The following is a 24,255-nucleotide window of genomic DNA, read 5'->3' on the forward strand; positions in this document are numbered from 1 at the left end:
CATCTTGTGAGATACGCTTATAGATTTTAATTAATTGCCAAATCGGAATTGTTTACTTTGTGGATTTACCTTGAATGATAGCCGCAAGCAGTTTTTTAGCTCGCAATAGTCTAACCTTTACATTGGGCAAAGGATCACCAGTTTTATCAGCTATTTCTTGGTAGCTCAATTCTTGAAAGTAGCGCAATTGAATTACTTCTTGATAAATGGGTTTTAACTCTTTGATGAATTGCAACAATTGCGATAAGTTCTGCTCGGTGATTAACTCGTCTTCGGCTGATGGTGTAGTATCGGCAATATTATATGCTTGCTGGTCTTCCTCGTCAGTAATTTCAATAAATAGATTGGTTCTTTTTTTGCGCAGTAAATCAATATGTACATTTTTGGCAATAGCAATTAGCCAGGTGTTGAATTGAAATTCAGGATTATAACTACTTAATTTATCGAATGCTTTTGAGAACGTTTCGATGGTAATATCTTCAGCGGTAGTTTCGTTTTCGGTACGCTTGAGCATAAAACCATATACCTCATTCCAGTAATAATCCAATAGAAAGGTGAAGGCTATTTGGTCGCCTAATTTTGCTTTTTCTATTTGATGTATTATTTCCACGAGGCTGGTTTTGAGAATAGGTTAACAATGAAAATATTGAATTGTGTAAAAACTAACACCAATTCAACAATAGGAAACCATAATTTAATATCTTTTTCTTGAAGTTTTCCTGCTGAATAACCAATCATAATCCATGCCACAAGATAACGAACTGCAATTAAACTTACTACTGCAATCCATTGAAATTGGAATATTAAAATTGGAATTGGAAGAATAAAAAACAACAATTGTGAGCTGTAAAAAGTGCCTAGTTGCAACTGATCTGTGAATTTATAATAACTTGCTGTAGCAATGTGTCGGCGTTTTTGGGATAACCAATCCGAAAATGTTGTTTTTGCAATTGATTGTGTGAAACTTTCAGGTGCAAATACAATAGTTGTATTTTTTTTGGTAGCCGCTTGATTAACAAAAAGATCATCATCTCCTGAACGTATTTTCATATGCTCGATGAAACCGTTTACATTAAAAAATTCTTCGCGTTTGTAGGCTAAGTTGCGACCAACTCCCATGTACGGGCGACCCATTTTTGCCCATGAAAAATATTGTACTGCAGTCAATAAGGTTTCAAATCGAATCAGTTTGTTTAAAAATGATCCTGAAATTCGTTCGTATTTACCGAATCCCAAAACAATTGTTTTTTGCATGGTAAACTGAGAACTCATTGCGGTAATCCAATCTTTCGAGGTTGGGTAACAATCAGCATCAGTAAATAATAAGTATTCTTTTTTAGCGGCTTTTATACCCAACGTAAGAGCGTATTTTTTGTTCCCCCAAAATGCTTCGTTATTGGCTACTTTTACTAATCGAATGTTAGAGTATTGTTTTTCGTATTCCTCAAAAATATCTAGTGTACGGTCGCTGGAAGCATCATCAATCAGTACAATTTCAAAATCAGGATAATCCTGTGCAGCCAAAATAGGGATGAATTTGGATACATTTTCTTCTTCGTTTTTGGCACAAACAATTACCGAAATTGGGATGCGCTTAGATGTAATTTTTTGCGGTTTCGCAAAAGCAAAGGTTCTAAAAACGCCCAAATAGTAAGCAATTTGAACGAAAACAATAAAAATAAAAAAGTAAAATAGGATAATAAGCATTTGAATTTAGTGAGTTTTAAAACCGATGTTTTGTGGGCTGCAAAGGTATGAATTCAATTGCGAAATGTTAACTACTATTTTAAAATTTCGAAAGATTTTAAATCGGACATTTTTTCATTTCCTGTGCCGTATCTATTGATTGGTAAGAATTGATTTTCTCTAATTCTGAAATGATATTTTGATAGTTTTTTTGATCTCTGTTTTGCGACATTTTACGAGTAGCATGTAGTTCAGTGATTTCAATTTCAAAAGCTATAATTCCGTTGGCTTGCTGCATGGTTTCATCTGATAAATCCTCGATACGAACCGGATTTTGCTGGTCTTTTTCGTATTTGTCAACTAATTTTTTTAGGGAATCAATTACAGCATCGCCCGTTACAATTTTTATCTTACCATGAATTTGTACCGCGATATAGTTCCAAGTAGGTACGTTTTCGTGATCGTACCAGGATGAAGAAATGTAGCTATGCGGCCCTGAAAACACTGCCAAAACTTGATCGTTCTCTAAAAATCCTTGCCATTGCGGGTTGGCTTTTGATAAGTGCCCGTATAAAATTTCGGTACCATCTGGCTTTGTTTCTAATTCTAACGGAATGTGAGTAGCGCACAAACGACCTTGGGTTTGATTTATTAAAATACCAAAACTATTTTCTTGTAGAAATTTTTGAATTTCCGCTTTATTCTCGTTTTTGTAAATTTCAGGTATGTACATATTTGGTAGTTTTTACAGCGCCATTTTTACGAATTACAATTTTAAATAATATTGACTTCGGCCTCTATGGCAATGCCAAAGGTTTTAAAAACGGTATCTTGAACAATTTGAGAAACTTCTAGAATTTCTTTGCCAGTAGCCGAGCCGTAATTTACTAAAACCAACGCTTGATTTTTGTGAATTCCAGCATCGCCAAAGCGTTTTCCTTTCAAACCAGCTTGTTCTATAAGCCATCCAGCAGGAACTTTTACCTCGGTAGCGGAAATATCAAAATATTTCATTTCTGGAAACTTTTGATGAATGGGTTCAAAATCAGTTTTCTTTAAAATCGGATTTTTAAAAAAACTACCGCTATTTCCTAACTCTTTAGGATCAGGTAATTTACTTTGACGAATGGCAATTACAGCCTCGCTTACCTCTTTTAACGATGGAGTTTCAATGTTTTTTTTGGCCAATTCTGCTTTAATATCTCCGTATGAAATGTTGATATTGTGTTTGTTTTTGGTTAATTTAAAAACTACAGAGGTAATGATGTACTGGTTTTTTGCCTCATTTTTAAAAATGCTTTCACGGTAACCAAACTGGCATTCTTCTTTTGTAAATGTCCTCATTTCTTGAGTAGCAATTGTCATTGCGGTACAAGACTCAAAAGTATCTTTGATCTCGGTACCATAAGCGCCGATGTTTTGTACTGGAGTTGTTCCTACATTTCCGGGTATGAGCGACATGTTTTCTAGGCCTCCAAAATTGTGTTCGATTGTCCAAAGTACAAATTCGTGCCAATTTTCGCCTGCTTGGCTTTCGACCCAAACAAAATCGTCGTTTTCCTGAATGATTTTCTTTCCTTTTATATCAATATGAAGTACAAGTGCATCGATGTTTTTTGTGAGTAACATATTGCTGCCACCTCCTAAAATAAATTTCGGTTTATCGCTATATGATTGTAAAACCTGCTGTAAAGTACTGATGTTTTGGATAGCAACAAACTCTTTGGCATTAGCGTCAATGCCAAACGTGTTGTGTTTTTTTAATGAAAAATTAGACTGTATTTCCATGAATGGGACTGCGTTTTTTGAATCGTTTTGTATGGTTCAAAAGTAAGGATTAAAATTTACTTGTATACGTTTTCAACCAGATATGCATCATAAACAGCGGCATAATGTACGGTGTCATGTTAGTATTCCCATTTTCTAATTGTTGAACTAATTTTTCAATTTTAATATTTTCAAAATAGGGCATTTGAAATAAATCACTTTTTGAAAATGCCTGTAATTCCTCTTTAAAGGCGGGACTTTTGGTAATGTAATCGCCCCAGGGAGCACTTAAACCTACTTTTTTAAAATCTAGAATAGAGCTTGGTAACCGTTGCTGCATTGATTTTTTGAGAATGTATTTCCATTTTTTACCAGTAAAAAGCCAATTATCGTCTAAGGTACCAAGCCCTACAATTAATCGTGGGTCTAAAAATGGTTCTCGACATTCAATCGAGGCTCCCATTGTACAGCGATCGTTGCGGTCTAGCAAACTACATAAATAAGTGTGTTGGTCAAAATACAAAGCTTGACGGCGGAGGTTACCAGGATAAAGTTCTTTCGCTTCTTTGTAAATAAGTTTGCGGTATTCGTTTTTGGGTTGGTTGTTAATGCCATACGTGTCAGCAATGTCGTCAGGATAAATATTTGATCCGTTGAATAAAATTAAATCCGACTTTTTTTCGATTTTAGAGTAGCGCGCCAATTTGTCGTAACGCGGATTTTTTGAAAAAACATCAAATGAACTAATGGTACTAATTGATTGTAAAATAGTAGGATATTGTAATGCTTTATACCGCACATAGCCTCCCATTAATTCGTCTGCACCTTCACCTGATAATAATACTTTTACTTTTGGTTTTGCCATTTGCGATACTGCCAGGAGGTGAGGTTCACTCAAGTGCATCAACGGCTCGTCTTGGTAGTAAGTGGCCTGAATCATTTGATCGTATAAGTTTTGATCTTCGAGTTGTCTGCTGTGAAAACCATATTCTAATTGGGCCGCAAATGCTTTGGCAAGATGTGATTCATTATGTTCTTTTTCTTTGAATCCGATGTTAAAGGTTTGAATGTCTTTAAACCCTTGGTGGTGTAACGAGGCCAAAATGGAGGACGAATCTAATCCGCCACTAAGCATAACGCCCACAGGCACGTCACTTACCATACGCAGTTTTATAGCATCATCAAAAGTGTTTGTAAACCATTCTTCAGGATTTTTAATTGGCGATTGATTTTCTATTTCTGATTTTAAATTCCACCAGCGCTCAACAGTTGTTTTGCCACCTTCTTCAAAAGTCAGAACATGACCAGGTAGCACTTTGTGTACATTTTGATACAAAGTATTTGCGCCAGCTACAAATCGATTAAAGACATATTCTTCTAAACCATCTTGATCCAATTTTAAGGGTACGCCAGCTACAAATAACGCTTTTTGCTCTGAAGCAAAATAAACTGTATCATTAAAAAAACTGTAGTACAAAGGTTTTACACCCATTCGGTCACGAATAAGGGTTAGTTTTTTTAAATGATTGTCCCAAATTGCAATGGCAAACATCCCGTTCAGTTTGGGTAACATTTGTAGGCCGTACAATTCAAATAATTTCAATAAAACTTCTGTGTCAGAACTGGTTTTTATCGAGAATCCGTTGGTTTTTAGTTCTGGATAAAAGCTTTTAAAATTATAAATTTCACCATTATAAACCATGCTGTAACGGCCGTCATCAGATCGAAAAGGTTGGTGACCGGCAACAGAAGTATCGAGAATAGAGAGGCGTCTGTGCGCTAATCCTATGTTTTGATTGATATATAATCCTTTGTCGTCAGGGCCTCTGTGTTCGAGAGTATCTCGCATTTTTGTAAGGACATATTCATCTACTTTTTTTTGTGGATGTAAATGATAAATTCCGTTAATTCCGCACATTTTACTTGGGGCTATTTGTGTTTATTAGTTCGTGGTATTTTTTTGCAATAATTTTCATGTTCGTGGCATAATTTGCATTTTGTTCCAAAAACAATCTGTTTTGCAAAACCGCCTGCGTACGATATTCAGGCTGTTCAAAGGCCCAAATAAGTTCGTTGGCGAGACTTATATAATCATCAACAGGTATTAATTGTCCGTTTTTTCGATGTGTAATCCAACTTTGATTGCCTGGTAAATCAGTTACAATTGGGTAACATTGGCTTGCCATAGCTTCAAATAAAGAAGCCGAAACGCCCTCTGTGATAGGCATGCTGATATAAAAATTTGACTGTTGCAACAGTTGTGGCAATTGTGAATTATGTATGCGTCCTGTAAAATGAACTTTCGTATCTATATTTAATTGTTTAGCTAGATTTTTTAATTTTTCGAGTTGGGTGCCATCTCCTATAATGGTAAGTACGAAATCGAAACCCTTTTGGTTGATAATAGCAAAAGCTTTTAAGATAATATCATGACGGTATTCTGGCAACAGTGAGCGCGTAACAATGGCTTGTATTTTTTGTGGATTGGCGGTGTTGTTATTGCTAAAATTTTGTAAATCGATTCCTTTAGGTAGTACCAGAACCTTGTTCATATCAACTTTTGCAGCAATCATTGAATGTGTCATTACGGGACCCCACGCATGAATTAAATCTGCTTTTTTAAAAGCATAGTTTTGGATCACTTTTTTTAAGGGCAAAAGAATTGAGTTTTCTGGCCACAAATCGGTTCTGCCTTGTTGTGCAATAGCTATTGGTTTTAAATTGGTTAGCGCAGCTAGAAAACCATAACTTGTAGTGCGTTCAGCAATGATCATATCAGGCTGTTCCGCTCGAATTAATTTTTTAATTTTAAAAATAGCTAATTTGTATTCTAAAATTCGTAAAACTCTGTTGCGTACTGTATTGCTTGGGGTTTTTAGCTCCCAAGTTATCATTTCAAAATCTCCAAATTCTTCTAGCCCCTTGATCCAAGTTATAGCATCGGCTCTGTAAGATTCTCCAAGAAAAAGTATTTTTCTTTTAGCCATTTCGCACTATTCGGAGGTTAAAGCTCTATTTATAAAATCGTTCAAAGGTTTTAAAAGAATTAATTTTTGAGCAACGGTTGTTACAAAGTCAGGTTTTGCAGCTGCTTGAAAATCTATTTTTTGTGAGGTTTCAAAACTTTTTAATTTTAAAAATTCAATAGCTGGATGCTCTTTTTCGTAACCGCGAGGTGGATTTTTCAAGGTGTTTTTTTCGTCGCGATCAAAATCTCCAAATTCTTTTTTGAAGTTTTTTTCTTGCAATATAGCTTCAAGGTCGTCATAGAAAAAAGCGATTTCCTTGCGCATTTTTTTTAAATCTTCGGCTTCAGGACAATACAAGCCGCCAGCAATAAAACTTGCACCGTTTTCCAAGTGAATGTAATATCCGGAACGAGTGATACCTTTTCCTCCAGATGAAAGCCAAATGCCTAAATGCGATTTGTATGGTGTTTTATCTTTTGAAAATCGGATGTCACGATTGATGCGGAATGTACAATTTTTAACTTCCAGCATTTCTAAGGTAGGATCCAAAGGTTTCATGACATCCAGCAAAGTGGCTACCATGTTTTGATAATCTTTTTTGAAAGCTTCGTATTGTTTTTTATGGTCTAAAAACCAATCTCTGTTGTTGTTTGCTTTTAAATCATCTAAAAAAGCAAGCGTATTTTTTGAAAGCATTGCCTTATTGTATTTGTTTTCTTAAATCTTCCTCACTCACAAAACCTGATTGTCTCCAAACTAAAGCTTGGTTGTCATAAAATAATAAGGTAGGTAATTCGCTAATTTTAAGTTCGGTCATAAGTGTTTTGTTTGCATCGGCATCAAGTCTTATGATTGTTGTGGCTCCTTTTTCTTTTTGCATAGCCGTAACATAGGGTGCCATTTTTTTGCATGGAGCGCACCACTCTGCGTAAAAATTGATTAATACTTTTTGGTTAGATTGCAAAAGTTGCTTGTATTGGTCTTGGGTCATCCCCATTATTTTACCAGAAGGTTTTGATAATCCTGCGGCATCCCATTTTAAAATACCTCCTTGAAGTTCGTATATGGTGGTAAATCCTAATTGCTCTAGTTTTTCAGCTGCGCTTTCGCTTCGGCCTCCGCTTTTGCAATACACAAAAACAGGTTTTGACTTGTCAAGTGTTGCTACTTTAGATGTAAAATCGGTTCCCATCCAGTTGATGTTTTTGGCATTGTCAAGATGGTCTGCAGCGAACTCAGAAGGTGTACGAACATCTATAAGCTGTGCATTTGGTGTTGCAGCTAATTTTTCTGAAAATTCTGCAGCGGCTACTTTTTTAGCGTTTTTAGAAGTTTGACCGGTGCAAGAAATAAATGTGAAAACTAGTAGTAAAAGGAATGACTTGTAATTCATGGTTGCTATTTATTTAGGCTAAAATACGGAATTTCTAAATTATCTTATTGGTCTGTTAGGTTTAATTGTGAAGTATTATAAATTAAAAATAGAATACGATTGTAAGGTCGATTTCACAATTGCCTCCGTGCGTTCCGGATGTGTATCTGAAATAAATAATTGGCCAAATGTGTCGCTGTTGACCATTTCTATTATTTTTCCAACACGAGTTTCATCTAATTTATCAAAAATATCATCAAACAAGAGCAGTGGTTTTACGCCGCTTTGCTTTTTTAAAAATTCAAATTGAGCCAGCTTTAAAGCAATTAAATATGATTTTTGCTGACCCTGTGACCCAAATTTTTTAATTGGATGCTCGTCAATACAAAATGACAAATCATCTTTGTGAATACCAACAGAAGTGTATTGTAGCGCACGGTCTTTTCCAAGATTTTCAGCCAAAAGTTGCAGCAAATTTTTAGTTTCTAAATGGCTTTCGTATTTTAATTGAACGGTTTCTTGTGATCCTGTTATTGCTTGGTGGTGTTTGTTGAAAATAGGAACAAACTGGTCTATGAAAGCTTTTCTTTTTTCGAAAATGGAACTGCCATACTGCTCCAGTTGCTCATTATATATTGACAAGGTATCTGCATCAAAAACATGATTCAAGGCAAAATATTTCAACAAAGCATTACGCTGACTGATTACTTTTTGATAATGAATTAATTGTTGCAAGTACTGCGCATCCAATTGAGAGATTACACTATCCATAAACTTACGGCGGGTTTCACTGCCCTCAACAATTAAATCTCGGTCTGCTGGAGAAATAATCACAAGCGGAATAAAACCGATATGATCCGAAAATTTGTCGTAAGCCTTGCCATTGCGTTTTAAAACTTTTTTTTGGCCTTTTTTTAAACTGCAAACAATTTGCTCGGTGCGATCGTTTTTCTCAAATTCGGCATCAATCACAAAAAAATCCTCACCATGCTTGATATTTTGTACCGCAAGCGGATTAAAATAACTCTTGCCATAGGCCAAATGGTAAATAGCATCTAATACATTGGTTTTGCCAATTCCGTTTTTACCCACAAAACAATTGATTTTATGGTCGAAACTAAAACTGACTTCAGAGAAATTTTTATAATTGAATAAGGAAATCTTTTTTAAATACATGAGTGGTGCTTGTGCTGGTATTGTTTGCTTTCAAGAGTATTTTTGTGGCTTTGAAAACGGGTGCAAATTATCGAAAATTATCGATATAACTTTCTTTTTATTGGTGTTTGAAGCGGAAATAATGCAAGGTTTTGAGGCTGTTTCAGTACATTCTAAAATTTTTTAATATAAAACCTATTTTTTTGTGTGGGTTTGAATAAAAATTTTATTTTTGCCACTCACTAAATTAAATTGAAATGGCAACTTACAATAAGAGAGGATATAAAGTACCAAAAGAAAAAGAAGTTAAGGAAGAAGCAGTAGAAGCAGTGGTTATTGATGATAAAGACAGTACAACTGCCGAAGTATTTTCTAAATTAGATGAGACTGCATCCAAAACAGAAGATTTTGTTGCTAAAAATCAGAAAGTTATTCTAGGATTTGTTGCTGCCGCAGCTATCGTAACTATTGGTTACTTGGCTTACCAACGATTTATTGCTGCTCCGAAAGAGGATGAAGCTGCTAACGAAATGTTTGTTGCACAACAAAACTTTCAAAAAGCTACCGATGGTGTAGCGAGCGACTCATTATACAAATTAGCTTTAAACGGATCTGAAGGAAAATTTGGATTTGTAAAATTAGCGGATGAGTATTCTGGTACAGCTGCCGGAAATTTAGCGAACTACTACGCAGGTATCGCTTACTTGAACACTGGAAAGTACACAGAAGCTATTGATTATTTAAACAAATTTTCATCAGAAGATATTGTGCTTTCAGCTTTGGCTAAAGGAGCAATTGGAGATGCTTATTCACAAAAAAATCAACAAAAAGAGGCTTTAGAGTATTATATCAAAGCAGCTGAAATGAATAAAAACGACTTTACTACACCACGCTTTTTGCTAAAAGCGGGTAAAGTAGCATTGGCTCTTGGTAACAAAGCGGATGCCTTGAAGTATTTTACAGATATTAAAGAAAACTACGAAGCAACTCCAGAGGCAGCATCTGTTGATGTATTGATCGGATTGTCTCAGTAAGTTTTACTTACATTACATAGCGAAGGTTAGTGGTTGCATTGGCTTTAAGATTTTCTTCTTAATCCTTGTAACTTCTAACCTTCTCTCGTATCTTTAACTTTTAAATCATACAATAAAATTAACCTTTATGGCTACTGAAAATAAAAATTTATCTGATTACGACAAAAGTGCAATTCCTGATGCAAGCAATTTTCGATTTGGAATTGTGGTTGCTGAATGGAACGAAGTAATTACCGAAGGCTTGTTCAATGGTGCATATCAAGCATTGATCGAAAATGAAGTTCCTCAATCCAATATTGTGCGTTGGAATGTTCCCGGAAGTTTTGAACTTATTTATGGTTCTAAAAAAATGTTGCAAACTCAAAATGTTGATGCTGTTATCGCTATTGGTTGCGTCATTCAAGGTCAAACAAAACACTTTGATTTTGTTTGTGAAGGCGTTACTCAAGGTATTAAAGATTTGAATATTCAAACTGATATTCCGGTTATATTTTGTGTTTTAACCGATAATACCATGCAGCAGTCTCTTGATAGAAGTGGTGGTGTACATGGAAACAAAGGTACCGAAGCAGCTATTGCAGCGATTAAAATGGCCTACATTCGTCAGCAAGCTAGTTTACAACACCAATTCAATCATCAGCCAAAATTAGCCGCTGCCGCTTTGAAAATTGAAGATGGAACGCTAAAACTAGAAGAATAAAATTATTTTATAAGTTCCCAGAAGCCCATATTGTTGCAAAAACAGTATGGGTTTTTTGTTTTATTTAAGAGTGTAAAGTAGTCCTTTGCAGCTATAATTTCCTTAAATTTGTGCCTCTTGGTTTAAAAAAATAAACCACCAACTTTTAAATCTATTTTTTTAATGTCGAGTATTATTCAATTGCTTCCTGATCATGTTGCTAACCAGATTGCTGCCGGTGAAGTTGTTCAAAGACCAGCATCAGTAGTGAAGGAATTGCTGGAAAATGCGGTTGATGCGAAAGCCACTGATATCAAATTAATTATTAAAGATGCTGGTAAAGCGCTTGTGCAAGTTATTGATAACGGGCAAGGAATGAGTGTAACAGATGCGCGCTTGTGTTTTGAGCGTCATGCAACTTCAAAAATCCGTTTGGCCGAAGATTTGTTTTCGCTACATACAAAAGGATTTCGTGGTGAAGCGTTAGCTTCTATTGCAGCAATTGCACATGTAGAGCTGAAAACCAAACAAGATCAAGAGGAGTTAGGACATCATATTATAATTGAAGGAAGTAAGTTCGTTTCACAAGAAATGGCGGTGCTTCCAAAAGGGACGTCGTTTGCAATCAAAAACTTATTTTTTAATATTCCGGCGCGCCGAAATTTCTTAAAATCGGATGTGGTCGAATTTCGTCATGTTGTCGATGAATTTCAGCGCGTAGCATTGGCACACCCATCTATTTATTTTACTTTTTACCACAATGGTAGCGAAATGTTTAATTTGCCTCCAGCCAGTTTTAGGCAACGTATTGTAGGTATTTTTTCCGGAAAAACCAACGAGAAATTAGTTCCTGTGCAGGAAGAAACAGATATTGTTACCATTCAAGGATTTGTGAGCAAGCCCGAATTTGCTAAAAAAAGCCGAGGAGAACAATTTTTCTTCGTAAACGATCGCTACATCAAAAGCGGCTATTTGCATCATGCAGTTATGTCTGCTTACGACGGGATTTTAAAAGACGGTGCACAGCCAAGTTATTTTTTATACCTTCAAGTGCCGCCAAATACCATAGATATCAATATTCATCCTACCAAAACTGAAATCAAGTTTGATGATGAACATGCTTTGTATGCTATTCTTCGTGCGGCTATCAAACACAGTTTGGGTCAGTTTAATGTTGCTCCAGTTTTAGATTTTGACAGAGATGCCAATTTAGATACACCTTATCATTACAAGGATTTGACAGGCGAAACACCAACCATTCAAGTGGATGGTAATTTTAATCCTTTTGCCGAACAAAAACCAAAAGCGTCTTTTTCTTCGTATAAAAAAACAGAGCCTACTGCTAGTTGGGAAAGTTTGTATGTAGGTCTTAAGCAAGATACTTTTGAGGTAGGGCAGATGAATTTTGAAAATGAAGAGGTAACATCGTCATTGTTTGGCGATGATGAGGTGGAGCAAGCCGTTCATAAAACGTATCAAATTCATAAAAAATACATTGTCTCGTCCATAAAATCTGGAATGGTGATTGTAGATCAGCAGCGTGCGCACCAAAGAGTTTTATACGAGCAATTTTTGGTTAACATGACAGTAAATCAAGCGGCTAGTCAACAATTGCTTTTTCCTCTCAATTTATTTTATTCGACAACTGAGATGGAGTTGATCAAAGAGTTGCAACAAGCATTGGTTCATACAGGTTTTGTATTTGATGACAATGCGAATGATCATATTGTTATTTCGGGTATTCCCGTTAATGTTACTGAGAGTGAGGTTTCGATAGTTTTAGAGCAATTGTTAAGTGATTTACAAGACGGAATTCCAGATAGTAGTTTCAGTCAAAATGATACTATTGCCAAGTCAATGGCCAAAAGTTTAGCCGTTAAAACTGGTACACATCTCTCTGAAAAAGAGCAAGAAAATTTAGTAAACGGCTTGTTTGCTTGCAAGGAGCCTAATGTTTCCCCATTTCAAAAACCGACCTTTATCACCATGCGTGTAGAGGATCTTGATAAAAAATTTGCAGTATGAGAAATATGACCGAGACCGTAAAGCAACTAATTATTATTAATTTTTTGTTTTTTGCAGGAACGTATCTACTTGGCGAGCCTGTGTATAAAATATTGTCTTTATATTTTCCTGAAAACACCCATTTTAAAGTGTGGCAACCACTGTCGCACATGTTTATGCATGGTGGTTTTATGCATATTTTTTTCAATATGTTTGCGCTGTATTCTTTTGGAACTACTCTTGAACAACGATGGGGCAGTAACAAGTTTTTGTTTTTTTATATTTCTTGTGGTTTAGGTGCTGCTTTGTTGCATACAGGAGTGAATTATTATTTCTTCCAATCTGGAATTGATGCTTTGGCTTCGAATGGTTTTACAAAAGCAGAGGTGCTGCAATTGTTGCAGCAAGGGCAGGTTAATTCAAAATGGGAAGAGGCAATGTCTCCAACTGCTTTCTATAATTTTGTTTCGGCTTATAGTGGTACTGCTTTTGGTGCTTCAGGTGCTACTTATGGCGTGATGGTCGCTTTTGCTTTTATGTTTCCAAATGTAGAAATGTTGATGATGTTAGTGCCAATTCCTATCAAAGCCAAGTATTTCGTAACAGCCGTTTTACTTTTGGATTTGTATTCAGGAATAGTCGGCAAATCAGTTTTGGGCGGTGGCAGTGGAATTGGGCATTTTGCGCACATAGGCGGAGCGCTTGTTGGTTTTTTTATGATGTGGTACTGGAAAAAAAATCAATTCAATAAAAATCGTTGGAACTAACGCTTCATTTTGCCTGAAATTAATTATTTTTAAATGCCGATTTATTTAATAGCTGAAATCGTATGGGGATTATTGATGATTTAAAATTACAATACAAAATGGGTGGCATCGTGATCCGACTCATTTTTTGGAACATCGCTTGTTTTGTTTTGCCTTGGCTTTTGTTTTCAATACTTTCTTTGGCTGGTGTACAAATTGATTATTTGCATTATGTAAGCTTGTCTTCAGATGCTTCTGATTTGCTTTGGAAGCCGTGGTCATTACTCACGTATGCCTTCTTCCATAATGATTTCATGCACATTTTGTTCAATTTATTGGTACTTAACTTTTCAGGACGATTATTTTTAACCTATTTTACAGGCAAACAATTATTTGGTTTGTACGTTCTCAGTGCCATTTTTGCTGGTTTGGTGTACTGTTTGGTGTTTTATTTATTGGGTGTAAGCATGCCCATTATTGGCGCCTCAGCTGCTATCATGGCTATTTTAGTAGCAGTAACTACTTATAATCCTTTGATGGATTTACGATTATTAATCATTGGTAATGTAAAATTATGGCATATTACGGCTGTAATTTTAATTTTGGTCTTGATGCAATTCCGCTCTGCTAACATGGGAGGCCATTTGTCGCATTTAGGCGGAGCATTGTTTGGTTACATTTTTATGAAGTGTTTACAAAATGGTACTGATTTATCAAAAGGTGTTACTCAATTAATAAACTTTTTTGTAAACGGATTGAAGAGGAAACAAGGAACACCGTTCAAGGCAGTTCATAAAACGTATCAAAAACCTGTGGCAAACACAAGTTCTCGTATTGTTATTAAAGATGAATCTCAGCAACAAATTGATGCTATTTTAGATAAAATTAGTCAATCAGGTTATGATAGTTTATCTAAAGAAGAAAAAGAATTTTTGTTCAAAGTAGGGAAGTAGTTCATTATTTTGCAAAGCGCAAATAATGGTTTAAATTAGTTGGCATGAAAAATCTTTCTTGGTTTAATAAAGGAATGTTCTTGTTGAATATCCTGTTGACTCTAGTAACATTTATCGCTTATTTGTTGCCTTTTTTGGCACCAAAATCGTTTCCGATACTTTCGGTGCTCACGCTTTTTATGCCTGTTTTTTTTATTTTTAACGCCTTATTTTTTGTGTATTGGACGCTTCAATTTAAAAAACAATTGGTGGTTTCGGGTTTGGTTTTGTTAATCGGAATCACTTTTATCAATAAATTTTATAAGTTTTCGCATCCAAATTTTCCAGTTGAAGAAAAAGATTTTACGGTAATGAGTTACAATGTGCGTTTGCTGAACGTTTTCAAGTGGATTGATCGCGATGATGTGCCAGCAGATATTCTTGACTTCGTCAACGAAAAAAATCCAGATATTCTGTGTATTCAAGAATATTCTGCTAGTGCCGGAATCGATTTAAAAGTGTATCCGCATCGTTACATTCATACTTCGGGAGATCAAATCAAATCTGGTCAAGCTATTTTTTCTAAATTTCCTATTATTGATCGCGGCGATATCGTTTTTCCAAACTCAAGTAATAATGTGATCTATGCTGATATTAAGCGAGGAAAAGATATTATCAGAGTGTACAACATGCACTTGCAATCGATCAAAATTTCGCCTGACGTAAATGAAATTGATGAGAACATTGATGCCATCAACCAGAGCAAATCGCAGAAACTGTTTTTTAGAATAAGCAAAGCGTTCAAACAACAACAGCAACAAGCTGCTTTATTTAGCGAGCACAAAGCGCAATGCACGTATCCTATCATCATTTGTGGTGATATGAACAATAGTGCATTTTCGTATGTGTATCGCAATATTAAAGGTAAAATGAAAGACAGCTTTGAAGAAGCAGGTTCAGGTTTCGGAGAAACGTATAAATTTAGATACTATCCGGCACGTATTGATTACATTTTTGCCGATGAAAAAATGAAGGTGAAAGACTTCGAGAGTTTTCCAAAGTTCATCAATTCGGATCATTTTCCAATTATGGCTCGTCTTTCCTACGAATAAAATTTATTAAAGGTCCAGTAGCGCTTGTTTCTTAAGATAATCCAACGCAAATTTTCCTTCATTAAAAAGCAAATCCAACGTACTTAAGTTGTTTAAGAATCCAAACTTATCATCAAATACTTGTGTGTAAGGCTCAAAAACGGATGTGTCTTTTTTTCCGTTTGCTAAATGTCTAAAATCTATAGTTTGACCATCTGTAATTTCGGGCGTGTAGACTGTTGTTGTGCTATAATCGAGTTTCAATCGCAGGCATTTCAAAACGATTTCAAGCGCTTCAAAATTTAAGTCTAATAAAAACTCATGCTGTTTTTCGAACAAAGGTCTGATATCGTCCTCAAAAAATTCAAAGAATGGTGAACTTCTATAGGCAGCTTCCAAAGATTTAAAGTGCTGTTTTTGCCATCCAAATTCGGTCTCAATGCGAATGTCTTTTGTTTTCTGGCGGTTCTCTTTTGAATGTTTTATAGGAATATTTAAAAGCTGAATTCCGTTTGGACTGTAAATATAAGTACGGTTACGGCTAGTTTGTTTTTGGAAATTATCTTCTACTTCAAAGCTTACTTGATCCGCTTGTGCAATAGCAGCAAATTGACTGATGGATGGGAAGTAGGTAGGGTGTAAAATAATATTCATGATCGTTTGAAATAAAATGAGTAATAAAAAACAAAAATTCATAAAGGAAATCTACTGCTTTCCTTTATGAATTTTATTTGAGTATTTGAGTTTTAAACTTTTGAAGCTTTTCTCTTTTTCCAGAAATAATCTCCTACGAAAAAAACGACTAATCCAATCAAAAATAATTGTAGGTACGATTGTGGTTGTCCCTCGCCACTTACTGTGGTAAACACGCGTTCCCAACGAATTTTATTCAATCCTTTTCCGTTTGGATCAATGCTCAACCAAATAAAAATTGGTTTCCCTACAATATGATTTTCGGGTACAAAACCCCAATAACGGCTATCTTCAGAGTTGTGGCGGTTGTCACCCATCATCCAATAGTAATTTTGTTTAAAAGTGTAAGTAGTAGCTACTTTTCCGTTGATGCGGATTTCATCTCCTGTAACTTTTAAGTCATTTTGCTCATAATCGCTAATGATCGTTTTGTAAAAAGGCAACGTAGCGCTGTTCAAAGCTACCGTTTTCCCAGCTTCAGGAATGTAAATTGGTCCGTAGTTATCACTATTCCACTTTTGTACATGAGGGAAAACACCTTTACCAAAGTTAGCCTGATCAACATCTTTAGCAATTTGTCTAACTACTGCTGTTACTCCAGGAGTATTTTTTAAAACCTCTGCAGATGCTTCGGTTAAAGCGCTCATGAAGATGGTATCTTTTGTTGTTTCATTAGTATAAAAAGCGCGATCAGTAATATCAAGTTCTTTAAAAAGATATTCTAAATCAATAGGCGTTTTACCATCAAGTGCAACTTTGTATGAGAATTGCGGTTTTGCGCGTTCTGGCAACGTTAATAATTTGCCGTCAATATATACGTAACCATCTTTAATCGATAATGAATCACCAGGAATACCAACACATCTTTTTACATAATTCGATTTTTTGTCAATTGGTTTGTCAGCTCTTCGTTTTGAAGTGTCAAAAAATCTGTAAACGGTATCAACAGGCCAGTTGAAAACCACGATATCAGTACGTTCTATTTTTTGAGTGCCAGGCATGCGCATGTACGGCAATTGAGGCCATTTTAAGTATGATTTTTTGTGCGTTAATGGTATAGAATCGTGTACCATTGGCAATGCAACAGTGGTCATAGGTACTCTTGCGCCATAATTCACCTTACTTACAAACAAAAAGTCACCAACTAACAATGATTTTTCAAGTGATGATGTCGGGATTGTGTAAGGTTGAATAAAATACGTATGAACGATTGTTGCCACCACAATGGCAAACAATAATGAACTAATTGTATCAGCAGCTTTGGTTTGTGGTGTCAAATTTCTATCTTCTATGTACGTCAATTTTTGAGTGTAATTGATGTAGTAGATGTACAATCCTAAAGTTACAATTCCTAAAAAGGTATCCAAAGAACTTTTTTTTCCAAAACTGCGTAAGGTTTCAACCCAAATTACTGGAAACAAAATTAAATTGATAATTGGAATAAAAAGCAACACGGTCCACCAAGTTGGTCGACCAATTATTTTCATTAAAACAATGGCATTGTATACCGGAATAGCTGCTTCCCAGCTTTTGCGCCCAGCGGCAACATACAATTTCCAGGTTCCTAAAAAGTGGATCAACTGTACTATCAAGAAAAAAACGAACCATTGATATGCTGTCATGATATATTTATTTTAGTAAAAGAGCTGTATTTTATGATACTACTTTTATTTAAGTTATTTTATTGATTATAGTTCTAGAACGTCGCGCATTGTAAATATTCCTGTTTTGCCTACAATCCATTCAGCGGCAATAACTGCGCCTAATGCAAAACCTTCACGATTGTGTGCCGTGTGTTTTATTTCGATGGCATCAACAGTAGAGTCGTACGTCACTGTATGCGTTCCAGGAACGTTTCCTATTCGTTTGGCTTCAATGTGGATTTCATTTGCCACGGCATTTTCCAATGTCCAATTATTGTAATTGCTGTTTTCAATAATTCCTTTCGCTAATGAAATGGCGGTACCACTTGGAGCGTCTAATTTTTGTGTATGGTGAATTTCTTCCATGCTTACGCCATAACTATTAAATTTAGCCATCATTTTAGCTAGGTATTCATTCAACTCAAAAAAGATATTTACTCCTAAACTGAAATTAGAGCTCGATATAAAAGCACCTTTTTTTTCTGTGCAAAGTGCAGCAACAGTTTCATATTGGTCTAACCAGCCTGTCGTGCCTGATACAACAGGTACATTGGCATGAAAACAGCTACTGATGTTGTTGGCTGCAGCGCTTGGTACACTAAAATCAATTGCTACATCAGCTTGTTCTAGTCCATCAAAGCTATTATTTTGATCTTTTTTTAAAACGATTTCATGGCCCCTTTCAAGAGCAATTCGCTCTATAACTTGTCCCATTTTTCCGTATCCTAAAAGCGCAATTTTCATTTTTTATTTTTTAAATTTTTTATAATAGAGACCAATTGGAGCCAAGCTTATCAACGCTCCCAAGAAAAACCCTGAAGAAAAATCATTCATTTTAATCGGTGCAAAAAGACTGATTTCAGAATAATTTACAACTGTTATGACCAGCAAAGCGGTTATTAGCAGCAGGTATTGGTTTCGAGTTGTATTTGCTAGTAATGCCATAGCGATGTAATTTTTAAAAGCGATAATTTAATGTTAGTCCAACATTAGTGCGCATTGTTACATCATTTGGATAAAGAACTGGTTTTAGCGATAAGTTTTCATCAACATTAAACTGCAATAAAGCCGCATCAACATTGGCATCAATTATATTTAAAGCATAAAAAGCTGCAATAAATAAAGCAGATAAATCGCGGTTACGTTGGTAAAATTTTTGACCAGCAATCAAACGGTTGTTATCTAAAAATGCTAAATCTTCAGTTACTACGCCTTCTAGTCGTGCTTTGTAAGCAGTGCGATACTGACGGTACCTTTTGTTGCTGTCAACATAAAAGTAAACACTTGTTCCAATAGCCCCATAGACTAGCGGAATTTTCCAATATTTTTTGTTGTAGGCTTGCCCTAAACCAGGCAAAACAGCCGAATAAAAGGCTGCTTTGGCAGGGGTTAATGGGTCGATATTGTTAGATTGTACAGAATCTTTTGCAACTAAAATGGTAGCGTTTTTCTTTTGTGCAAAAACAGAAACGCTCGTTAGTAAAAACAGAAACAATACAAGGATTGACGATTTAAACACTAGGTTTTAATTAGTTTAATAATTCTATTAAAATCTTCCTCAGAGTGAAAAGGAATAGTAATTTTTCCTTTTCCGTTACCAGCCACTTTAACATCTACTTTGGTTCCAAAATAGGAGGCAAAATCATTTTTATGATCTTCGGCAATCTCAAATGAGGCTGCTTTTGGTTTACCGGCTGCTTTTGGTTTCAAACTTTCTTGGTAGTTTTTTACCAAAGTTTCTGTTTCGCGTACCGATAAATTTTGACTTACGATTTTTTGGTAAATATCAGCTTGAGCATCTTGGTTCTCAATATTAATGATAGCACGACCGTGACCCATGCTTATAAAACCATCACGTATTCCGGTTTGAATGATTGGATCTAATTTTAACAGACGTAAATAATTGGCAATCGTAGATCTTTTTTTACCCACACGCTCGCTCATTTGCTCCTGCGTCAACTGAATTTCATCCATCAAACGTTGGTATGAAAGTGCAATTTCGATAGGATCAAGGTCATGGCGCTGAATGTTTTCTACCAAGGCCATTACCAGCGACTCGTTATCGTTAGCAATTCGGATGTAAGCAGGTACAGTAGTTAAGCCTACAAGTGTAGAGGCACGCAAACGACGTTCCCCTGATATTAATTGAAATTTATTGAAATCTAATTTACGTACAGTAATAGGTTGAATAACCCCGAGTTCCTTGATCGAAGTTGCCAATTCACGTAATGATTCCTCATTAAAATTACTTCTTGGCTGGAACGGGTTAATTTCAATTGCTGCAATTTCAAGCTCAATAATATTACCTACAACCTTATCGGCATTTTTATCATCAACGGATTTGATATCGTTTTCAGGATCTTTTAACAATGCTGATAATCCTCTTCCTAAGGCTTGTTTTTTAATTGCTTGTGCCATAAAATTATTTACTGTTTTTCTTTATTATCTCTTGTGCAAGGTGCAAGTAATTTACAGCTCCTTTACTTGTAGCATCATAGTTAATAATGCTTTCACCAAAACTTGGTGCTTCGCTTAGTTTTACATTGCGTTGAATGATGGTTTCAAAAACCATATCGTTAAAGTGCTTTTGAACCTCTTCAACAACTTGGTTAGACAAACGCAAGCGCGAGTCAAACATAGTCAGCAATAATCCTTCAATGTCTAAGTTTGGATTGTGAATTTTTTGGATACTTTTAATAGTATTCAATAATTTTCCCAGACCTTCTAACGCAAAGTATTCACATTGAATAGGAATAACTACTGAATCTGCCGCTGTCAAAGCATTCAAAGTTAATAAACCTAACGATGGTGCGCAGTCTATGATAATATAATCGTACTCTTCGCGAACACTTTCTAGCGCTTTTTTAAGCATGTATTCACGATTTTCCTTGTCAACCAACTCAATTTCTATAGCAACAAGGTCAATATGCGCAGGAATAACATCCACATTGGGAGCTGAACAGGTAACAACAGCTTCTTTTGGAGTGTGACTGTGCTCCAATATTTGATACGTACCGATCTCAACTGATTCTACATCAATACCCAATCCTGACGAAGCATTGGCCTGCGGATCAGCATCTATTAGTAATACTTTTTTTTCTAAAACGCCTAATGAAGCAGCAAGATTGACCGATGTAGTAGTCTTTCCAACGCCTCCTTTTTGATTAGCAATCGCGATGATTTTGCCCATTTATTTTTCTGAATTTTGAACCGTAAAAATACAATTTTTTATGGTTCATGAAAATCTATTTTGTTAACAATCGATTAACCACGATTTAAAAGTAGTACATCAACTGTTCTTTTTTGTCTTTACTTTTTTTATTTTAAAGCTATTCCAGCTGTGCACTTCAAGGTTTCGTAGTCGTATTTACTTTTTAAAAGCCCCAAAAGGAGCTTCCTTTTGTCGCTCTTTTAGGTCTAAAAAAGTAGCATACAACCTGCGCAACGCTTTTCGTTGCCATCTGGGCTAGGGAAAACTGCCGACTTTAAATTTAATCAGGCTTAACTGAAATAGTAATAAAAAATATTTCTAGTCGATATTAAACAAAATACTTGCGCAAGCCAAAAAGAGTTGTATATTTGCACCCGCTTTCGGGGTGTAGCGTAGCTCGGTTATCGCGCCTGCTTTGGGAGCAGGAGGCCGCAGGTTCGAATCCTGCCACCCCGACAAAAGCCGAACAATCTTGTTCGGCTTTTTTTTATTCCTCTATAATCAGATAATAAAAACTGATTCCAGCCTCTGTTTTTTACAATAATAAAAACTTACTTTTGTGCTGTTACAAAATTAAATCGCAAGTATTATGTCAGATTCAATCGAAAAAATAAAATGTCTTATCATAGGATCAGGACCAGCAGGTTACACAGCAGCTATTTATGCTGCTAGAGCTAATATGAATCCAGTGGTATATCAAGGAATGCAGCCTGGTGGACAATTGACCACTACAAATGAAGTAGAAAACTGGCCAGGAAATCCAGAAGGAATTACAGGACCAGAAATGATGGTGGGCCTTCAAGCGCAAGCACAACGTTTTGGTACTGATGTGCGTGACGGTTGGGCAACCAAAGTAGACTTTTCAGGACCAATTCATAAAGTTTGGATCAATGAAACCAAAGAGCTACACTGTGAAACCGTAATCATTTCAACAGGAGCATCTGCTAAATATTTAGGTTTGCCTTCAGAGCAGCATTATTTACAAATGGGCGGTGGCGTTTCGGCATGTGCTGTTTGTGATGGTTTTTTCTATAGAAATCAAGAGGTTGTAATTGTTGGTGCAGGAGATTCTGCTTGTGAAGAAGCGCATTATTTATCTAAACTTTGTAAAAAAGTAACTATGCTAGTTCGTAGCGAAAAATTTAGAGCCTCTAAAATTATGGAAGCTCGCGTTCGCAAAACGGAAAATATTGAAATTTTACTAAACCATGATACTGTTGAAGTATTAGGTGACGGTCAAGTGGTAGAGGCTATCAAGGTTTTGAATAAATCTACTAACGAAACATACGATATTCCTGCAACTGGATTTTTTGTAGCCATTGGTCACAAGCCAAATACAGATATCTTTAAGGAATATATCACTTTAGACGAAACGGGTTACATTGTTAACACTCCAGGAAGTTCTAAAACTAATGTGGAAGGTGTTTTTGTAGCAGGTGATGCCGCTGATCACGTTTACCGTCAAGCAATTACTGCTGCTGGAACAGGATGTATGGCTGCGCTAGATGCAGAGAGATATTTGGCTGCACAAGAGTAAAAGAGTTAATTTTAAATAAAAAAGTCCCATTTGCTTCAGCAAATGGGACTTTTTTGTAAAACTGCGTTTTAGCACTGAATTTATTTTAGTTTTTTAATCAATTTGGCTTCATCACTAAATTGTTTTAATTCAATTTTTGGATTGCCAATAAGTTGTACTTCAGCTTTTGTTGAGGCTGAAATTGTTATTGTGCTGCTAGCATTTACTGAACTTGTAGTGTAACCTTCAGCTACCAAAGTTACATTTTTCAAAGTAAGTTTGTTGGCTGTCAATGTAGCGTTGTTGTCAAGGCGAATAGTTGCTGTAGTTGCGTCTCCTTCAATTTTTGCTTCTGATTTTTGGTACTGATCAATTTGTAAATCAGTTGCATTTATTAATGCTTTGACAGTTGCATTTTTACTTAATTCCAAACGACAATTTTCAGATTTAATATTTAGTTCAGCCTTAACCTTGTCATTGGCTTTGTATTCAAAATTACTTGCGTTAATGTTCATGAAGAGGGCAACATTATCTGTAGCATCCAATTTTATTGAAGGCAACAACAATTCTTGTATTGCAGTAACTTTTGCTTCACCTTTAGCCGTAATTTGTCTTAAGGCTCCCGTATAGCTGAGGCGCACCAAAAGTTTTTTATACGAGGTGGCATTTTTGGTGGTGTAAATTCGTAAGGTTCCGTCGCGTTCTTCTACTTTAATTCCATCTTGTAAATTCTCATCAGCTTCAATTTTCAAATCTGCTTTTTCGCCACGTTCTAGGTTGATTTCTAGGTTGTCCTCAATTTCTAAACGTTCAAAATCAGCGATAGATCTATTTTCGACAGTGACTATTTTACTACCTTTTATTTTTTCTTTTTTTTGAGCGGTTGCAATTGTGAAGCAAAGCAGTAAAAGTAGGGCGGCATATTTTTTCATAGTATAAACGAATTAGGTATGTAACAAATATAAAAAAATCATCCACTTGTGATGGATGATTTCATTTCTTTTTGTGATTTGTTACTCTTGAAGGCTAATGCTTCCGCCGGAGCTTGTGTTTTTTTGAATACGCTTTGGAGTTTTGTAATACGTTATCGAACCACCGCTTGAGGCCTCTGCTGATAAGGATACTATTGGGCGAACACTTGTACTAGCACCGCTCGACACATCTGCTATTACCTCATTGGCGAGTAATTCATTGGCTTTAATTTCGCTACCACTTGAGGCGCTAGTTTTTATTTGCAATGCTTTTCCTTGCACAGTAATGTTACTTCCGCTACTACTATCACAGGACAACATATCCGATTCAATTTCGATATTGATACTGCCGGCGCTCGAAGTGTTTAAGCGTACATTTTCACCTATTAATAAACTAGCGCTTTCTATTGATGCTGTACTTGTAGCTTCTAATTCATCGATAGTTGGCATTTTAACTGTTACTCTTAACTTGCTAGCGTCGCTTATAGAAATTTTATCGAGCGTGATCACTAAAGTTCCATTTTCAACCGTTGTAGTCAAGTGCTCTTGTAAATTGTCATCGGTTTCAACCACAACTTCTATTTTATCAGCTTGCTCTAATACAACTTCAATTGAATTGTTTACCTCAATACTAGTAAAACTACTGCTGATGTTACGTTTTTGTGTAGTAACATTTCCGCTTCCTTCAATCGAGTTGAAGTTGATGTTGTGATTGCAAGAGCCTAGTAACAATGCTGTTAATACTACTGCAATAAATTTGGTTATTATGGTGATTAGTTTTAACAT

At 35.8% G+C, this 24,255-nt stretch carries 26 protein-coding genes and 1 tRNA gene; 9 read left to right on the forward strand and 18 right to left on the reverse strand.

Going from position 1 to position 24,255, the window contains the following annotated elements; genetic code table 11:
• Positions 1-52: 52 nt before the first annotated feature.
• The 9 genes from G9Q29_RS10100 to recF form a co-directional block, all read right to left on the reverse strand.
• On the reverse strand, positions 53-610 hold the full coding sequence (locus tag G9Q29_RS10100; RefSeq protein WP_166136585.1) for an RNA polymerase sigma factor: 558 nt from the start codon (positions 608-610) through the stop codon (positions 53-55).
• The gene (locus G9Q29_RS10105; RefSeq protein ID WP_166136588.1) at positions 601-1,707 is read right to left on the reverse strand and encodes a glycosyltransferase; all 1,107 of its coding nucleotides are present in this window, start codon (positions 1,705-1,707) and stop codon (positions 601-603) included. Before G9Q29_RS10105 ends, G9Q29_RS10100 begins: the two co-directional genes overlap by 10 nt.
• A gap of 97 nt (positions 1,708-1,804) precedes the next feature.
• Positions 1,805-2,419, reverse strand: a complete 615-nt coding sequence (locus G9Q29_RS10110) for an FMN-binding negative transcriptional regulator (protein ID WP_166136591.1) — start codon at positions 2,417-2,419, stop codon at positions 1,805-1,807.
• Positions 2,420-2,460: 41 nt separating this feature from the next.
• Complete coding sequence (gene murB / locus G9Q29_RS10115; RefSeq protein ID WP_317164741.1) at positions 2,461-3,507, reverse strand: UDP-N-acetylmuramate dehydrogenase; 1,047 nt, start codon at positions 3,505-3,507, stop codon at positions 2,461-2,463.
• Positions 3,508-3,523: 16 nt separating this feature from the next.
• Positions 3,524-5,371, reverse strand: coding sequence for an asparagine synthase (glutamine-hydrolyzing) (asnB, locus tag G9Q29_RS10120; RefSeq protein ID WP_166136597.1), 1,848 nt, complete (start codon positions 5,369-5,371; stop codon positions 3,524-3,526).
• Position 5,372: 1 nt separating this feature from the next.
• Positions 5,373-6,440, reverse strand: a complete 1,068-nt coding sequence (locus tag G9Q29_RS10125; RefSeq protein ID WP_166136600.1) for a glycosyltransferase — start codon at positions 6,438-6,440, stop codon at positions 5,373-5,375.
• 6 nt (positions 6,441-6,446) lie between these two features.
• Positions 6,447-7,118 carry a DUF2461 domain-containing protein gene (locus G9Q29_RS10130; protein ID WP_166136603.1) on the reverse strand — a complete coding sequence of 224 codons (672 nt, stop codon included), beginning with the start codon at positions 7,116-7,118 and terminating at the stop codon, positions 6,447-6,449.
• A gap of 4 nt (positions 7,119-7,122) precedes the next feature.
• On the reverse strand, positions 7,123-7,815 hold the full coding sequence (locus tag G9Q29_RS10135; RefSeq protein ID WP_166136606.1) for a thioredoxin domain-containing protein: 693 nt from the start codon (positions 7,813-7,815) through the stop codon (positions 7,123-7,125).
• A gap of 75 nt (positions 7,816-7,890) precedes the next feature.
• Positions 7,891-8,970, reverse strand: a complete 1,080-nt coding sequence (recF, locus tag G9Q29_RS10140; protein ID WP_166136609.1) for a DNA replication/repair protein RecF — start codon at positions 8,968-8,970, stop codon at positions 7,891-7,893.
• Between recF and G9Q29_RS10145 the strand changes: the two genes are divergently transcribed.
• The 7 genes from G9Q29_RS10145 to G9Q29_RS10175 all read left to right on the forward strand — a co-directional run bounded on the left by G9Q29_RS10145 (position 8,969) and on the right by G9Q29_RS10175 (position 15,456).
• The gene (locus tag G9Q29_RS10145) at positions 8,969-9,136 is read left to right on the forward strand and encodes a hypothetical protein (RefSeq protein ID WP_166136612.1); all 168 of its coding nucleotides are present in this window, start codon (positions 8,969-8,971) and stop codon (positions 9,134-9,136) included. The genes recF and G9Q29_RS10145 overlap by 2 nt on opposite strands.
• A gap of 70 nt (positions 9,137-9,206) precedes the next feature.
• Complete coding sequence (locus G9Q29_RS10150) at positions 9,207-9,983, forward strand: tetratricopeptide repeat protein (protein ID WP_166136615.1); 777 nt, start codon at positions 9,207-9,209, stop codon at positions 9,981-9,983.
• A 127-nt stretch (positions 9,984-10,110) separates the two neighbouring features.
• Positions 10,111-10,683: a 6,7-dimethyl-8-ribityllumazine synthase gene (gene ribH, locus G9Q29_RS10155; protein ID WP_166136619.1), complete on the forward strand. Its 573-nt coding sequence runs from the start codon at positions 10,111-10,113 to the stop codon at positions 10,681-10,683.
• Positions 10,684-10,845: 162 nt separating this feature from the next.
• Complete coding sequence (mutL, locus tag G9Q29_RS10160; RefSeq protein ID WP_166136622.1) at positions 10,846-12,687, forward strand: DNA mismatch repair endonuclease MutL; 1,842 nt, start codon at positions 10,846-10,848, stop codon at positions 12,685-12,687.
• The gene (locus G9Q29_RS10165; RefSeq protein WP_166136625.1) at positions 12,684-13,433 is read left to right on the forward strand and encodes a rhomboid family intramembrane serine protease; all 750 of its coding nucleotides are present in this window, start codon (positions 12,684-12,686) and stop codon (positions 13,431-13,433) included. The genes mutL and G9Q29_RS10165 overlap by 4 nt, the downstream gene beginning before the upstream one ends.
• Positions 13,434-13,495: 62 nt before the next feature.
• Positions 13,496-14,365 (forward strand): rhomboid family intramembrane serine protease, encoded by an 870-nt coding sequence (locus G9Q29_RS10170; protein ID WP_166136628.1) that lies wholly within the window; start codon positions 13,496-13,498, stop codon positions 14,363-14,365.
• Between the two features lie 44 nt (positions 14,366-14,409).
• Complete coding sequence (locus G9Q29_RS10175) at positions 14,410-15,456, forward strand: endonuclease/exonuclease/phosphatase family protein (protein WP_166136632.1); 1,047 nt, start codon at positions 14,410-14,412, stop codon at positions 15,454-15,456.
• Between the two features lie 6 nt (positions 15,457-15,462).
• Here G9Q29_RS10175 and G9Q29_RS10180 read toward each other — a convergent pair whose 3' ends face one another.
• The 7 genes from G9Q29_RS10180 to G9Q29_RS10210 form a co-directional block, all read right to left on the reverse strand.
• Positions 15,463-16,089 (reverse strand): WbqC family protein, encoded by a 627-nt coding sequence (locus G9Q29_RS10180; protein ID WP_166136635.1) that lies wholly within the window; start codon positions 16,087-16,089, stop codon positions 15,463-15,465.
• A 92-nt stretch (positions 16,090-16,181) separates the two neighbouring features.
• Entirely contained in the window at positions 16,182-17,750 is a 1,569-nt protein-coding gene (gene lepB, locus G9Q29_RS10185; protein WP_166136638.1) for a signal peptidase I, read from the reverse strand.
• A 66-nt stretch (positions 17,751-17,816) separates the two neighbouring features.
• Positions 17,817-18,515, reverse strand: a complete 699-nt coding sequence (dapB, locus tag G9Q29_RS10190; protein WP_166136641.1) for a 4-hydroxy-tetrahydrodipicolinate reductase — start codon at positions 18,513-18,515, stop codon at positions 17,817-17,819.
• A 3-nt stretch (positions 18,516-18,518) separates the two neighbouring features.
• The gene (locus G9Q29_RS10195; RefSeq protein WP_166136644.1) at positions 18,519-18,716 is read right to left on the reverse strand and encodes a hypothetical protein; all 198 of its coding nucleotides are present in this window, start codon (positions 18,714-18,716) and stop codon (positions 18,519-18,521) included.
• Between the two features lie 13 nt (positions 18,717-18,729).
• Positions 18,730-19,290, reverse strand: a complete 561-nt coding sequence (locus tag G9Q29_RS10200; protein WP_317164738.1) for a DUF5683 domain-containing protein — start codon at positions 19,288-19,290, stop codon at positions 18,730-18,732.
• Positions 19,290-20,189: a ParB/RepB/Spo0J family partition protein gene (locus G9Q29_RS10205; RefSeq protein WP_166136647.1), complete on the reverse strand. Its 900-nt coding sequence runs from the start codon at positions 20,187-20,189 to the stop codon at positions 19,290-19,292. Before G9Q29_RS10205 ends, G9Q29_RS10200 begins: the two co-directional genes overlap by 1 nt.
• Before the next feature lie 4 nt (positions 20,190-20,193).
• A complete protein-coding gene (locus G9Q29_RS10210) occupies positions 20,194-20,961 on the reverse strand; it encodes a ParA family protein (RefSeq protein ID WP_166136650.1) in 768 nt (255 codons plus the stop codon).
• Positions 20,962-21,363: 402 nt separating this feature from the next.
• Between G9Q29_RS10210 and G9Q29_RS10215 the strand changes: the two genes are divergently transcribed.
• Together G9Q29_RS10215 and trxB are read left to right on the forward strand one after the other, a co-directional pair.
• Positions 21,364-21,438 (forward strand) — tRNA-Pro (locus G9Q29_RS10215).
• Positions 21,439-21,571: 133 nt separating this feature from the next.
• Complete coding sequence (gene trxB, locus G9Q29_RS10220; RefSeq protein ID WP_166136653.1) at positions 21,572-22,519, forward strand: thioredoxin-disulfide reductase; 948 nt, start codon at positions 21,572-21,574, stop codon at positions 22,517-22,519.
• Between the two features lie 80 nt (positions 22,520-22,599).
• On the opposite strand, the gene G9Q29_RS10225 is transcribed toward trxB, so the two are convergent.
• Both G9Q29_RS10225 and G9Q29_RS10230 read right to left on the reverse strand, forming a co-directional pair.
• Positions 22,600-23,430, reverse strand: coding sequence for a GIN domain-containing protein (locus G9Q29_RS10225; protein ID WP_166136656.1), 831 nt, complete (start codon positions 23,428-23,430; stop codon positions 22,600-22,602).
• Positions 23,431-23,511: 81 nt separating this feature from the next.
• Entirely contained in the window at positions 23,512-24,255 is a 744-nt protein-coding gene (locus tag G9Q29_RS10230; protein WP_166136659.1) for a head GIN domain-containing protein, read from the reverse strand.

Source organism: Flavobacterium turcicum, from assembly GCF_011365745.1.
GTDB lineage: Bacteria > Bacteroidota > Bacteroidia > Flavobacteriales > Flavobacteriaceae > Flavobacterium > Flavobacterium turcicum.